This is a genomic window from Glycomyces algeriensis (genome assembly GCF_027622855.1).
GTDB classification, from domain to species: Bacteria; Actinomycetota; Actinomycetes; order Mycobacteriales; family Micromonosporaceae; genus Glycomyces; species Glycomyces algeriensis.
Genome location: NZ_JAPZVR010000005.1, coordinates 242,222 through 255,589, shown reverse-complemented (window position 1 = coordinate 255,589; position 13,368 = coordinate 242,222). Strand labels below are relative to the sequence as shown.

The 13,368-nt window shown below is 72.4% G+C and carries 12 protein-coding genes; 3 read left to right on the top strand and 9 right to left on the bottom strand.

Annotated features, from left to right (window positions below; genetic code table 11):
• Nucleotides 1–7 precede the first annotated feature (7 nt).
• Genes O2L52_RS11855 through O2L52_RS11835 form a run of 5 tightly spaced genes read right to left on the bottom strand, consistent with a single transcriptional unit; the run spans nucleotide 8 to nucleotide 6,630 of the window.
• On the bottom strand, nucleotides 8–1,480 hold the full coding sequence (locus O2L52_RS11855; protein ID WP_270115636.1) for an oligosaccharide flippase family protein: 1,473 nt from the start codon (nucleotides 1,478–1,480) through the stop codon (nucleotides 8–10).
• The gene (locus tag O2L52_RS11850) at nucleotides 1,468–2,352 is read right to left on the bottom strand and encodes a sulfotransferase family protein (protein WP_270115635.1); all 885 of its coding nucleotides are present in this window, start codon (nucleotides 2,350–2,352) and stop codon (nucleotides 1,468–1,470) included. Before O2L52_RS11850 ends, O2L52_RS11855 begins: the two co-directional genes overlap by 13 nt.
• On the bottom strand, nucleotides 2,349–3,584 hold the full coding sequence (locus O2L52_RS11845) for a hypothetical protein (RefSeq protein ID WP_270115634.1): 1,236 nt from the start codon (nucleotides 3,582–3,584) through the stop codon (nucleotides 2,349–2,351). Before O2L52_RS11845 ends, O2L52_RS11850 begins: the two co-directional genes overlap by 4 nt.
• The gene (locus O2L52_RS11840) at nucleotides 3,581–4,969 is read right to left on the bottom strand and encodes a hypothetical protein (RefSeq protein WP_270115633.1); all 1,389 of its coding nucleotides are present in this window, start codon (nucleotides 4,967–4,969) and stop codon (nucleotides 3,581–3,583) included. The genes O2L52_RS11845 and O2L52_RS11840 overlap by 4 nt, the downstream gene beginning before the upstream one ends.
• On the bottom strand, nucleotides 4,966–6,630 hold the full coding sequence (locus O2L52_RS11835) for a Wzz/FepE/Etk N-terminal domain-containing protein (protein ID WP_270115632.1): 1,665 nt from the start codon (nucleotides 6,628–6,630) through the stop codon (nucleotides 4,966–4,968). The genes O2L52_RS11840 and O2L52_RS11835 overlap by 4 nt, the downstream gene beginning before the upstream one ends.
• A 204-nt stretch (nucleotides 6,631–6,834) precedes the next feature.
• On the opposite strand from O2L52_RS11835, the gene O2L52_RS11830 reads away from it, so the two are divergent.
• A complete protein-coding gene (locus tag O2L52_RS11830) occupies nucleotides 6,835–8,739 on the top strand; it encodes a glycosyl hydrolase (RefSeq protein WP_270115631.1) in 1,905 nt (634 codons plus the stop codon).
• Nucleotides 8,740–8,751: 12 nt separating this feature from the next.
• On the opposite strand, the gene O2L52_RS11825 is transcribed toward O2L52_RS11830, so the two are convergent.
• From O2L52_RS11825 to O2L52_RS11815, 3 genes are read right to left on the bottom strand one after another with little or no spacing between them, the layout of a single operon-like run.
• Nucleotides 8,752–9,345 carry a DNA-3-methyladenine glycosylase gene (locus O2L52_RS11825; RefSeq protein WP_270115630.1) on the bottom strand — a complete coding sequence of 198 codons (594 nt, stop codon included), beginning with the start codon at nucleotides 9,343–9,345 and terminating at the stop codon, nucleotides 8,752–8,754.
• Complete coding sequence (locus tag O2L52_RS11820; RefSeq protein ID WP_270115629.1) at nucleotides 9,342–9,881, bottom strand: DUF3515 family protein; 540 nt, start codon at nucleotides 9,879–9,881, stop codon at nucleotides 9,342–9,344. The genes O2L52_RS11825 and O2L52_RS11820 overlap by 4 nt, the downstream gene beginning before the upstream one ends.
• Before the next feature lie 14 nt (nucleotides 9,882–9,895).
• Nucleotides 9,896–10,129: an Lrp/AsnC ligand binding domain-containing protein gene (locus O2L52_RS11815; RefSeq protein ID WP_309299877.1), complete on the bottom strand. Its 234-nt coding sequence runs from the start codon at nucleotides 10,127–10,129 to the stop codon at nucleotides 9,896–9,898.
• A 145-nt stretch (nucleotides 10,130–10,274) separates the two neighbouring features.
• On the opposite strand from O2L52_RS11815, the gene O2L52_RS11810 reads away from it, so the two are divergent.
• Complete coding sequence (locus O2L52_RS11810; protein WP_270115627.1) at nucleotides 10,275–11,225, top strand: thiamine-phosphate kinase; 951 nt, start codon at nucleotides 10,275–10,277, stop codon at nucleotides 11,223–11,225.
• Nucleotides 11,226–11,467: 242 nt separating this feature from the next.
• Here O2L52_RS11810 and rpmB read toward each other — a convergent pair whose 3' ends face one another.
• Nucleotides 11,468–11,659 (bottom strand): 50S ribosomal protein L28, encoded by a 192-nt coding sequence (gene rpmB, locus O2L52_RS11805; protein WP_030157716.1) that lies wholly within the window; start codon nucleotides 11,657–11,659, stop codon nucleotides 11,468–11,470.
• 399 nt (nucleotides 11,660–12,058) lie between these two features.
• On the opposite strand from rpmB, the gene O2L52_RS11800 reads away from it, so the two are divergent.
• The gene (locus tag O2L52_RS11800) at nucleotides 12,059–13,339 is read left to right on the top strand and encodes a hypothetical protein (RefSeq protein ID WP_270115626.1); all 1,281 of its coding nucleotides are present in this window, start codon (nucleotides 12,059–12,061) and stop codon (nucleotides 13,337–13,339) included.
• The last annotated feature ends 29 nt before the right edge of the window (nucleotides 13,340–13,368 follow it).

Below are 13,368 nucleotides of genomic sequence, written 5' to 3'. Positions count from 1 at the left end.
TTCAAGTTCAGATCCTGGTGCGGTACCGCAGGAGCGCCACCGCCCACGCGAGGCCCGCGGCCGCGAGGGCGGCCCACGTCCAAAGCGGGCCGAGCGGCGTGACCGCCAGCGGCAGGACCCCGAACCCGAGGCCGGCCGCGATCAGCGACCGCCTCGTCAACGCCCCGAACGGGTGCAGGCCGAACGTGCGCCACAGTTGCGTGAGTGGAACCAAATTATTGACCAGAACCGCCGCCGCCCACGCGATCGCCGCGCCGACGACCCCCATGGAAGGGATCAGCGCGAGGTTCAGCCCGACATTGACCACGAGCGCGATCGAGACGTCGACGAGCTGCCACGAGGTCTTCCCGGCCATCGACAGCATCGAGTCGACCACCCCGCACGCCGACGAGCACATCATCGCGGGCACGAGGATCCACACCACCAGGCGCGCGTCGCCGCCCACGTACTCGGCGCCGAACAACCGCAGGTACCAGTCCGCCAGCAGGCCGACCCCGAGGTACACCGGCCAGGTGAGCGCCACGATCCACGCCGTCGACTCCTGGTACAGCGACCGCGCGGACGCCGGCTTCCCGGCGGCCATCGCCGCGGCCGCGCGCGGCTGCACCGACTGCCCGACCGCGCCCGCCGCCATCTGCCCGACGATCACGAACCGCGTCGCCACCGTGTACACCGCGGCCGGGCCGAGCCCGGCCAGGGCCGCCACCATGATGATGTCGAGCCGCTGCAGCCCCAGGTGGGCCACGCCCGCAGCGGCGCGCGGCGCCGTGAACCCCCAGAACGCCCGGGCCGAGACCCGGTCGGGGAACCCCTGCTCCGGCCGCGACCTGCGGTGGCGCCGCGCCAGGTACCAGCCCGCCGCGACCGCCGCGGGCAGGTACGGCAGCACCCACGCGAACGTGATCGTGAACGGCGAGGCCGTGCCCGCCAACGCGATCGCCGCGAGCCCCACCAGCTGCGCCACGGTGCGGCCGAGCTTGTCGATGAGGACCGAGGGCCCCATCAGCCGGTACCCGCGCGTCGCCGCCAGCAGCGCCTCCATCGCGACCGACGCGGGCAGGAACACCGCGATCAGCCGCACCAGATCGGGGCTCTCGAACAGGGGCGCGGCCATGAGCAGCCCGAACGCCGTCGCCATCGACACGATCGCCGCCGGCCACAGGCCGAGCTTCAGGACCGAGCCGACCGCGGCCTCGCGCCCGTTCTGGTTGAGCCGCGCCACCCAGTACACCAGCCCCGTGGGCGTGCCCACGCGGGCGATCGCGCCCGCCAGCAGGAACACCGAGGTGGCGGCGAAGAACGCGCCCGCCTCGGCGGGCGAGAGCGCGACCGCCGCCAGCCAGGTGACCGCGAGGCCGCCGAGCCCGGAGACCGCTGCGCCGACGAGGTTCACGAGGCCGCCGCGGGCGGTGCCGCGCAGCTCCTCCCTGGTGCGCTCCTCGGTCTCGGCGGCGACCGCGCCCGAGGTCAGCGCCGCCAACTGGGCACGCCTCCCAACCAGTCCGCGAGCCGCTCGTCGTACGGGCCGAAATGCTCCGTCAACTGCTCCCGCAGAGCCGCGGACATCGGGGAGGGGCGCCCGCGCGCGTTGTGCCGCGCGAAGGCGAACTCCCCGAGCCACGGCAGCCCCAGGAACCGCAGCACGCGCTCGAACGCGTCCTCCGGCCGGGAGAAGAACTCGCCCGAGTCGAGCACCAGCACCTTGTCGCGCCCCACCTGCTCGGCAAGCGGCTCGAGGAAGTCCGCGTACCGCCCCCGCGCCGTGTAGGCGTGGTGCTGGTGGTCGAAGTCGTACAGCGAAGGATCGGCGCGGAGCCGCTCCTCCTTGCCGTGCAGCCGGGCCTCTTCGGCCGCCACGGCCTCCTCGAAGTCCCCGATCGGCTCGAACCCGCGCGCCACCTCGTGCGCGTGGTGCGACCACGCCCGCTCGACCGGGTCGCGCACGAGCACGATCACCTTGACCCCCGGCAGGTCCCGCGCGAACCGCTCCGCGGCGAGCGGGTGGTACAGGTAGTACGGGCTCGACTCGAACCCGATCGGCGCGAGCCCGGTGTGGTCGGCGATCCGCCGCGCGGCCGCCTGCGTCGGGAAGTGCCCCCGGTACCAGGCCATGCCCTTGTCGTAGCCGGTGTCGAAGTAGTGCACGCCCTTGTGGAACACCGGTTTCAGGATCGCCGGGTGCTGGGCCAGGGCCCGGTACAGGGACGTGGTGCCGCAGCGCTGGCCGCCGCAGATCAGCAGGCCCGGCAGGATGCGCGAGGCGGCCGTCAGGCGGCCGAAGGTGCGCGTCGAGTGCCCGACGACGGCCTTGAGCTGGCTCGGGATGCGCTCGCTGAGCGACCGCTGGCTCACGACTGGCCCCCTGTCTCCGAAGCGGTGCGCTGGCGCGCGATGTGGCGCAGCAGTGTGGGCAGGAGCCAGCGGCCGAGGGCCCCGAGGGCCGCGCCGGCGCGCTCGGCCTGGTCGCCCATGTAGCGGGCGGCGAGATCGACGAGGTACAGCAGCGCGGTGGGTTCGGCCTCGGCGGGTGCGACCCCCATGGGCGCCAGGACGGCGGGGGCGTCGGCGACGAGGCCGAGCACGGCCGTGGTCGGGTCGGCCCCTTGGGTGACGATGTGGTCCTGGAGCCGGTAGTGCGCGGCGTCGAAGCCGTAGGGGACGCCGGTCTCGAAGCGCTCGAGGTCCCACAGGTACACGAGCGACTCGGTCTCGCGGGTGTTCCACGGGGACCAGTCGCCGTGCCACGCGCCGAAGGTCAGCTCGGTCCCGGCGTACCGGTCGAGCAGGGTCTCCCCTGCGGTCTGGAGCGTGTCCGCGTCGGTCTCGCCTTGTGCGGTGAGGTCATTGAGGCGCGAGCGCAGCCGCGCGGCGTAGTCGGACTCGCCGAGCGGCGAGCGGGCGGTCCCGCAGGCGTCGGCGAGTTCGCGCATGGCATTGGTGCGGCGGGAGGGCCCGAGGTCGGCCGGGGCGTCCCAAGACGGGAGCGCGGAGGCCACCATCAGGTTGTGGCCGTTCCAGTTCCCCGAGTGGAGCAGGCGTGGCACGCGCAGCAGCTTGAGGTCGCAGAACTCGCTGAGGCGCCGCGTCGCGTTCGCCTCGGCCTCCACGAGTTCGCGGGTGAGCTGGTTGACGCCGAGCTTCGCGAACGCCACGGTCAGGGCGTCGCCGTCGAGGATCTGCAGCACCGGCTTGCGGTTCGCCCGCGCCGGTCCGATGTGGATGCTCAGGTGCACCTCGTGGCCGAGCACGGCCGCGAGGTGGTCGTCGATGCCTTCGGTGCCGCCCACTTTGATGCGGTGGGGCAGCAGCATCCGGTCCAGGCCGAGCCGCAGGGCCCACACGGCGGCGTCGCGCTTGAGGCGCGCGCCGCGCGCGGCGGGCCGGGCGTAGCGGTGCAGTGCGGCGGCGGCGACCTTGCGGTCGGCGGCCGGGATGAGCACGCGCGGCTTGCGGCGGCCCGGCACCACGATGTAGGGCCTGGGTGCGTCGCCTTGCGCTGCACCGGGGTACAGCTGGTCGACCACCTCCGCCAGGTAGGTCGCGCGCCTGCGCAGGTCGTCGGTGGTCTTCAGGGCTCGGCTCATCGGTTCTCCGTCTCTGGGCCGTGGTGTGAGGCCTCGGGCAGGCGGCCCGCGGCGAGGAGGACGTAGCTGAGCAGGGTGAACAGGAGGGGGGTGACGAGGGCGTTGTAGTAGAACATCGTGATCAGCGAGAAGCCGACGACGGCGCTCCCGGCGATCCCGACCGCGGTGTGGTCGTGCCGGAACCGCCACAGGACCGCGAGGGTGAACCCGAGGTAGGTGACGGCGCCGAGGATCCCGTGGGCGAACATGACCTGCCAGAGCTGGCCGTTCCCGCCGAGGGTGCGGCCGCCGCAGCGGGGGCATTCGGGGGTGGGGCCGACGGCGATCGACTCGCCCGAGCCGAGGGTCTTGCGGGTGGACCCGAAGCCGATCACGGGGGAGTGCTCGATCACGAGTTCGGTGGCGCGCTCGGAGGAGAACGCCCGGCCCTCGTCGGAGTGCCCGTTGTCGAGCCGGGTCTGCACCACCGTCCCCAGTGGTGTCAGGACCACGAGCAGCACGGCGGCGCAGCCGGCCCCGGCCAGGGCGAGCATCCCGCCCGGTCGGCCGGAGACGAGCAGCCGCAGGGCCGCGAACACGGCGATGGCGGCGAGGCCGAGCCACAGGCCGCGGTTCATCGAGTACACGGCGGGCACGAGCGAGGCGACGAGCAGCACGACGGCCGCGACCCGCCATCGCGTCCTGAGGGGCGTGCAGAACGCGGCGATGAGGAACCAGACCGCGGTAATCGCGAAGTTGTTGCCCCACGTGTTGGTGTAGCCCCAGGGCGCGGCGGGCCGGGGCGTCTCGTAGCCGAGGAAGTCCATGGTCTGCGCGGCCGCCGGGTGCACGAGCGACTGGACGAACCCGTCCTTCGCCACGGCCTTCGGCAGCAGCGCCTCCACCGGCGAGGTGTACTCGAAGGACCCGAAGAAGGTCCCGAGGAAGCCGCCCGCCACCGTGACCACGAACAGCCACCCGAGGAGCCGCACCAGTGTGTCCCGCTTGAGCTTCCCCTCCGCCAGGAGGTTGTACGCCCACAGGGCGATGAGGGTGCAGCAGCAGTAGAAGCCGAGCCGGAAGGTCGCCCCGGCCAGGCTCGAGAACCAGGTCTCGGGCACCACACCCGGGGGGTCGACGCCGAGGTTCGCCAGGCTCAATGTGACCGCGAGGAGGAACAGCAGCCACCACCCGAACGCGGGCGGCACGCTGATCGACCTGCGGCGCACCAGCTTCACGGTGGCGACGGCGGCGACGAACGGGATGATGAGGACGCCCATGCCGAGCGCCCACCACAGCGGGAACCCGGCCAGGAGCCACGTGAGCGAGGCGCCTTCGCGGTCGCCCCGCGCGGCGGGATCGGTGCGGAGGCGCCCCGCGGAGCGGGCGGCCGCGAGGAGGGTCACCGGGACTCGGCTGCAGGGACAGTGGAGGGCACCGCCGGCATGACCTGCGTCGTCGCCTCCTCGTCCGCGACGGGCTCGAGCGAGTCCGTGGGCGTCTCGTCCTGGGAGACCTCCGCATCGGCGGCGAGCTCGGATTCGCGGCGCGCGGTCGGCAGCGGCACCGTGTTCATCGGTCCGAGGACGCTCGGCAGCAGGATCGCGCCGAGCAGCGGCGTGTCGATCTGGCGCATCGCCAGCGCGGCGGCGGCGGTCTCGCTGATCGAGTCGCGTCCTGACTGGACGGCGAGGATCACGGCGTCGGCGTGTCCGGCGAGCAGCTGCGCGTCGGCGGAGCACGAGAGCGGCGGGGCGTCGACGACCACGAAGCGGCCGGCTTCGGCGAGCTTCGTGAAGGTCTCCGCGGCGGCTTCGCTGGTGGGGCCGGCGGCCCTGGCGGCGGCGCCGGGGCCGATCACGTTGAGGCTCGGCTGCCGCGGTGCGGCGTGCGTGGCCTCGGTGAGGTCGACCCGGCCGGACCAGACGTCCGCGAGGCCCGGCACCGAGTCGGTGCCGAACAGCTCCGGCAGGCCGACCGTGGTGCTCGGGTTGGCGGCGACGGCGGTGGCGCGGTCGCCCGCGCGGGCCATCGCGGTGGCGAGGTTGGCGGCGACGACGCTCGCGGCGGGCCCGGGGGCCACGCCGGCGACGACGATGACGCGCTGATCGTGAGTGAGCTGCGAGGACACGACATTGCGGAGTTGGGAGAAGACCCGGCCGCCGGGGCTGTAGGCCCCGAAGACCTCGCGGCGCTGGAACTTCACGCCCGGGGGCACGGAGGCGAGCACGTCGAGTTCGCACCGCTCGACCAGGTCGGTCGGGTAGGCCACCTTGCGGGCGAGGCGGTGGCGGGCCCACGCGAGGATGAGGCCGAGCGGGAGGCCGAGGCCGAGCGCGGCGGCGAGGTTGAAGAGGGCGTTCGGGCTGATCGGGGCGCTGGGCGCGGAGGCCTGGTTGATGACGCGGCCGGGCGTGATCGCGCCCTGCTGGGCTTCGATCGCGGCGATCTCCGCTTCGATCTCCTCGGCCTGCTGGCGCAGCCCGTCGAGCTCGGATTCGAGTCCGGACCGCCCGGAGCCGTCCGAGTCCATCCCGGACAGTTCGTCCTCGGCGGCGGCGATGTCGGCGTTGACCGCGTCGAGGCCGACGGTGGCCGCGGCGATCGCGCTGTCGAGCGAGGCGGTGGCCCCCGAGCGGCGGTGGTCGAGGTACGCCTCGCTGAACGCGATGGCACCGGCCCGGGCGTCCTCGGGGTTCCCGGCGTGGAAGGCGATCTCGAGCACGGCGGTGTTGGGCGGCACGGTGACCGACACGCGCGAGACGAGGTCGTCGGGGGCGTCGGCGCCGAGCGCTTCGGCGGCGGCCACGGCGACCTCGGTCGACTTGACGAGCTGGGCCTCGGTGTCGAGGTTGACCTGCCCGGCGGTGCGGGCGCCCGTGACGGGGGTGTCGCTCGCGGTGGGCAGCACCAGGATCGCGGACGTGGACTCGTAGACCTCCTCGCTCAGCGAGGTGTAGGCGAACCCGGCGGCCAGTGCCGCGGCCACCGTTCCGATGATGAGCCACCAGGAACGGCGGACGATGACGCCGTAGTCGGCGAGCGTGCGGGCGGCAGGGGTCCTCAACGCGAAGGCCTTTCTCGTTATCGGGATCTCGATTGAGTAACGAGCGATGTGACCTTGAGGTGACGGCCGGGCGGCTTCCAGGCGCGCCGTGAACGGGGTCGGGGTTGTGTTTGCGAGAGCAGACTAGTAAAAACCAGTTTGTTCGCTAATATGGTGATTCGCAGCATTTGAGTGCAGGTCACATTGGACGGAAGAAGGTGGACGATGAGCGATACCGAGAAGCGCCAGAGCCTGCGGGCCGGCCGCGGCATCGTGACCGTCCTGGCGGTGCTGCCGCTGGTACTGGCGGGCTTCGTGGCCGGTTACGGGGTCGGCGCGGGCGGGCAGCGCGACGGCATCGCCGTCGACGAGGCCTGGCAGGACGGCAACGGCACCTACGACCACGCCCCGCTCGCCGCGTCGTTCACCGCCACGCAGGTCACCGGTCCCGCCCCGCAGTCGCCCGCGGTGCTGCCGGTCGGCACCTCCAGCGACCTCGGCATCGCCGTCACCCACCTGCAGTTCGTCGTCGACGAGTCCACGGTCCGGCCGAACCACACCGCCGAGCTGCGCCTGCCCGTCGCCGTGCCGCCCGACAGCGAGGACATGACCGTCGAGGTCGCCTCCGTGCACCCGGTGAGCTGCCTGTGCACGCTCACGGCCGCCACCGCCCCGCCGTACGGCGCGGTGTGGGACGCGGTCGAGATCGAGGCGGGGGACACCGAAGTGGTCCTCGACGTCTCCGGTGCGATCGGCGCGCCGGGCCGCTACGGCTTCGCCGTCACGACCCCCGACCGCAACGCCTACTTGGAGTTCGAGGGCGCCGAGTACGGTTCGGGCCCGAACCTGCGCACCATCTCGGCCGTGCCGCCGGTGGCCCCGGCCCCGCCGACCATGCCCGCCCCGCTGCCGTACCCGACCGGCGGGCCGACCGCCCCGAGCCCGTCGCCCACAGGGGACCCGACCGGCACGCCGGACGCGCCGTCCTCTGAGGCTCCCGCGTCGACCGATCCGGCGCCGACCGCGTCGACCGATCCGGCGCCGACCGCGTCGCCGAGCCCGACGCCCGCGACGGTCCCGGCGCCCGCAGCGGACCCGTCGGCCGACCCGGCGCTCCCGGCCGCCGAACCGACCTCGCCCGGCGGCCCGCCGCTGAATCCGGAATCAGGTCAGGTCGAGGACCAGCTCTCCACCTGCGCGACAGGGGAGAAGCTCATCCCGACCTGCGGCGCCCTCGTCGGCGTCGCCCCCGCGGCGCACACGTCGCGGGAGAAGGAGCAGGAGCTCCTCGCGTTCGAGTCCAGAGTGGGGCACGACCAGCAGATCTACCACGCCTATGAGCGCGGCAGCGAGCGCATGTTCCCGACTCCGGAGCAGATCGCGCTCACCGAGGACCCGCAGCACCCGCGGACCCTCCTCATCAACTGGAAGCCGCAAATGGCCGAATGGGGCGCGATCGCCGCGGGCGACCCGGAGACCGACGCCTATCTCGACAAGCTCGCAGAGCACATCAAGGCCAACTTCCAGAAGCCGTTCTTCTTCACCGTCCACCACGAGCCCGAGAACGACGTCGTCCAGACTGAGGGCTCCAATATGGAGGCGTCGGACTACGCGGACATGTTCCGCTACGTCGTCGAGCGCCTCCGCGGGGCCGGGGTGGACAACCTCGTCACGGTCATGAACTACATGGGCTACCTGAAGTGGGTCGAGAAGCCCTGGCACGGGGACCTGTACCCCGGTGCCGACGTGGTCGACTGGATCGGCCTCTCGGGCTACGGCCAGTCGCTCCACGACGACGGGCACTCGGACTTCGGCGAGATCGTCGACCAGACCAAGGGCGAGAGCGCCTGGCCCGGCTTCTACCACTGGGTCGCGCGCGAGCACCCCGACAAGCCGATGATGCTCGCCGAATGGGGCGTCTTCCATGAAGAGAAGTACCCGGGCCACCAGAAGGCGGTCTTCCAAGCGGCCAAATACCAGATGGCGCACTATCCGCGGCTGAAGGCGATCGTCTACTTCGAATCGCCGAACGCCGAAGGCCGGAACTCCGAAGTGCACTTGCACGAGGACACGCTCGAAGCGTTCCAAGAGCTCATGCGCTCGCCGCACTTCGACGTGCGACTCGAATAAGCGGACGCCCGCTCAATCGGCGACAGGCGCCGGCGGGGCCTTCGGGTGGCGCTTGTACGGGGACACGAACCGGTCGCCCGGGATCCAGAACCGCCAATCGGTGTCGGCCGCCTTCGTGATGCCGGTCCGCGGCCCGGCGGCGACCGCCGCCGCGCCGCCGCCCGAGCGCACCGCGCCGATCATGTCGCGGCCGTCGTCCTCGCGGTCCCAGCCCAGCGCCTGCGCCAGGCGCGCGGGGCCGCGCGCGAGGTCCCGGTCCGGCACCTTCGCGCCCCGCCGCGCGCGAGCCGCGTCGAGCCCGTCCACGACCTCGCCGGCCCGCAGCAGCACCGCCGCCCCCGAACCGTCGGGGCCGCATACCAGGTTCGCGCAGTAATGCATCCCGTAGGTGAAGTAGACGTACAGGAACCCGGGCGGGCCGAACATGACCGCCGTCCGCTTCGTCTCCCCGCGAAAGGAATGCGAGGCCGGATCGTCCTCGCGGTACGCCTCGACCTCCGTCAGACGCACGGTGACGCCGTTCGCGGTCACCAAGCAGCCCAGCAGCTCCGGGGCCACCCGTACCGAATCGCGCGCGAAGAACGAGCGCTCGAGCGCAGCGCTCACGCGCACCCTGTCGGCGCCTCAGCGGCCGCCGGGACCTTGTCCGCGATCGCCGTCGACAGGTCGTTGAGCACGTCGACCGGCTGCTCGTGCGTCTCCGGGACGCTCACGCCCACCGGCACCTGCCGGTCGAGCGACGTCCACTCCAGGCCCGCCTCGTCCGAGTACCAGCAGACCCCGTTGAGCTTGTAGACCAGCGCCGTGTCCTCCACCGCGACCGGTTCGACCCCGCAGGTCGCCACGACCGCCGGATCGCCGTACGCCATGACCGACTCCGCCGCACCCGCGCCGCCCTCGACCGGGCGCGCCTGCAGGCCGCCCGCCGACTCCGGCGCGGTCGCCGTGAGCGCCAGGCACACCACGGCGTCCTCCTCGCTCAGCGCGGGGACCTCGACCGCCACCGGCGAGAGGTCCTCGTGCACCGGCTCGGCCTTCGGCGCGATCGCGTTGAACACCAGCACACCCGCGACCACTGCGACCGGCACCGCCACGGCGGTCGCCACGATCGCCGGAAGGCGCGACTTCTTCTCGGAACCCACCAGGACCCCGCTCCTCAGTCAGTGAGAATCGAACAGGTCAACGTGCGGGTAATGCCCGCCACCCGCTGGACTCTACTCACCACCAGCGTCCGCAGATGGTCCGCGGAGGCGGCCTCGGTGAGCGCCACCACGTCGTACGGGCCGGTGACGATGTCCACCCGGACCACGCCCTCGATCGCCGACACGTCCGCGGACACCCGATCGGCCATGCCGACCTCGGTCTGGACCAAGATATACGCCTGTACCATGCGACAGGCCTCCTCAGGGAGACGGGCAGAAGGGGATCGTGGGGCCGAACCCGACACGGGTGGGCCTGACCGCTTCGCGATCGCCTTTGAGCGAAGATTACCCAGTGCTTCACCGACCAACAAACGCCCGAGGACTGATCCGCACGTGAGTGAGACCGTCGCCGAGGTCGGCGAGTTCCGCCTCATCGAGCGCTTCACGCGCCATTTCGCGACCACGCCCGCCGTCGTGCTCGGACCCGGGGACGACGCCGCGGTCGTCACCGCCCCCGACGGCCGCGTCGTCGCCTGCACCGACATGCTCGTCGAAGGCAACCACTTCCGCCGCGACTGGTGCTCCGCCGCCGACGTCGGCCACAAGGCCGCCGCCGCCAACCTCGCCGACATCGCCGCGATGGGCGCCCGGCCCACCGCGCTCCTCGCCGCCGTCGCCGCCCCGCAGGACCTGCCCGCCGAATGGCTCGAAGGCCTCGCCTCCGGCCTCGCCGCCGAGGCCGCCGCCGTCGGCGCGGCCGTCGTCGGCGGCGACACCACCCGCGGCGAGCTCCTCACCGTCACCGTGACCGCCCTCGGCGACCTCGAAGGCCGCGAACCGGTCACGCGCGGCGGCGCCGAGCCGGGCGACGTGCTCGCGCTGGCGGGACGGATCGGCTGGGCCGCAGGCGGCCTCAACGTCCTCTCGCGCGGCTTCCGCTCCCCGGGTGCGCTCGTGGGCGCCTACCGCAGGCCGCAGCCGCCGTACCCGGCCGGACGTGACGCCGCCCTCATGGGCGTGCGCGCCATGATCGACGTCTCCGACGGGCTCCTCGCCGACGTGGGCCACATCGCCGACGACTCCGGTGTCGCCATCGACGTCGACACCGCGGCCCTGCCCGTCCCCGAACCCATGCGCAACGCGGCCGAAGCCCTGGGCGCCGACGCCCGCGGCTGGATCCTCACCGGCGGCGAGGACCACGCGCTCGCGGCGGCCTTCCCGCCCGACGTGCTCCTCCCCGAAGGCTGGCGACGCATCGGCACGGTCACCGAAGGAGCGGGAGTCACGGTCGACGGCAAGCGCTGGACCGGCCCTACGGGCTGGGACCACTTCACGAAGGAATAACGCGAGGGAGCAGGCCGCTCGGGCATCGGTTCGAGCGGCCGCGTTCGGTCTGGCCGGCGGGCGGCGCCTACCTACCCGCCCTGGATGGGGAGTTCGGTCGACCATCCCACCCGGGTCCGACAAGAACGCGGCGATTTCACGCCGAGTGTCGGCGCAATCACGTTGCACACCTGCTTCGGGTACGACAAAGCGCCGCCGGGGCAGAGCCCCGGCGGCGTAAGTCTTTCGCGGCGTCAGACCCCTTAGCGGGTGACCTTGCCGGCCTTGATGCACGAAGTGCAGACCTTGGCGCGGCGCTTGTTGTCGCCGGAGCCAGTCGCGATGCGGATGGTCTGCAGGTTCGGGTTCCAACGACGACGGGTCTTCTTGTGGGACCACGGGACGTTGTTGCCGAAGCCGGGGCGCTTCGCGCAGACTTCACACACGCTCGACATAATCCAAAACTCCTGCATTGACGTTCATTCGGCCCACCCCGACGGCGGGCAACCCGGTAATTCTAACGGACCCGGCGGACCGCCGACCATCCAGGTGGCGGGACCTGCGCCACAGCCGCCGAGGGCCGGGCCCCCGGAGGCCGGGCCGACCCGGCGACGGGTCGGTCGCTCCCGGTCGGAACATCTGCGCCGCAATCGAAAGACCCAGTGTGCTGCAAGCAGACTTGGGTCCGGATCGCGCAGATTCGTCGGTCCTCCCAGGACGCTCCGCGGCGGCGCTGCGCTGTGGCGGCTGCCGCGGTCGGCTACCGTTGGTGACTCTAGGATGGGTTCAGATCCCGTAGGCTGGCCGCATACACATGATGTGCCGATGCCCATATCTTCTTTGGTGAGTCGAACATGAGCCACACCCCGCAGCAGCCTGCCGACGGCTGGCAGCCGCCGCAGCAACAGCCCCCGGTGTACCGCCCGAACGAGCAGCCTCCCCACGAGGACGCGCCGTGGTCGCCGGAGAGTCAGCGCATGGCGCAGTCGGGCCGACAGGGCCCGGTCGAAGAGGACGGGACCGTCAAGTACGTCGGCGGGCCCGGCCAGCCGTCGCCGCAGCAGTTCGGTCCGCCTCCCGGCGTCCCCGTCTCCCCGTTCGACGCGCCGCAGCCGCAGGCCTTCCAGAACATGCCCCCGCAGCAGCCCTACCAGAGCATGCCGCCGCAGCAGCCGTTTCAGGCGTCCCCTCCGCCTCCCTCGATCTCCGACCCGTTCGGTCCGGCAGGCGGCATGCCCGTCTCGGGAATGCCGGTCTCCGGGATGCCGCCCGTCTCCTCCATCCCCGCTTCCGGCATGCCGGTCTCGGGCATGCCCGTCTCGGCCCCGATGGGCCCCGGCGGCCAGCCGCCGTTCGGCGGCGGGCAGTTCGGTCCGCAGGGCGGCCAGCTCGTGCCGATCTCGGGCGGCGGCGCGCAGCCGTGGGGCGCCCCCGACACGATCCAGCGCAAGGGCAAGAAGAAGGGCGGCAAGGGCACGATGTGGCTCATCGTCGCCGGGATCGTGGTCATCGCGCTCGCCCTCGGCGTCGGCGGCTTCATCCTCTTCAACCCCTTCGAGGACAACGGCGACGACACCGCCACCATCGAGAGCAACCAGGCCACGGAGAGCCAGGCGGCCGAGAGCAGCGAGGCCGCTGAGAGCAGCGCGGCCGAAAGCAGCGCGCCCGCCGAGCCGGAGCCGGAGACGCCGGCCGTGCAGACCGTCGTCGCCAACGAAGCCTCGGGCCTGAGCATCCTCGCCGCGGAGGGATCCACCGAAGCGGCGAACCCGCCCGGCGGATTCACCGGGGCGACCGGCCTGCTCCTCGCCGGCACGGGCCCGACGGTGTTCTTCGGCGCGCTCGACCCGGCCACGATCGGCGCAGGAGCGGACGTCCCGATCGCCGACCTCAGCGGCAACCTGCAGAATCTGGCCGCGACCTGGGCCGGCGGCGCCGCCGAAGGCGCGCAGGCCACGCAGTACCGGGTCGACGCCCGGTCGGCCTACTTCAACACCTTCACCGTCGGCGACCTGACCGTGATGACCGCGGTCATCGAGAACGGCGACGGCTACGTCGGCTTCGTCGGTTCGGCCACCGCCGACCAGGTCGAAGCGCTGGAAGCGGCCCGGGGCAGCATCAGCTTCGGCGCGTAGCACCCACCCAGGCATCGGCCGGCCCGCAC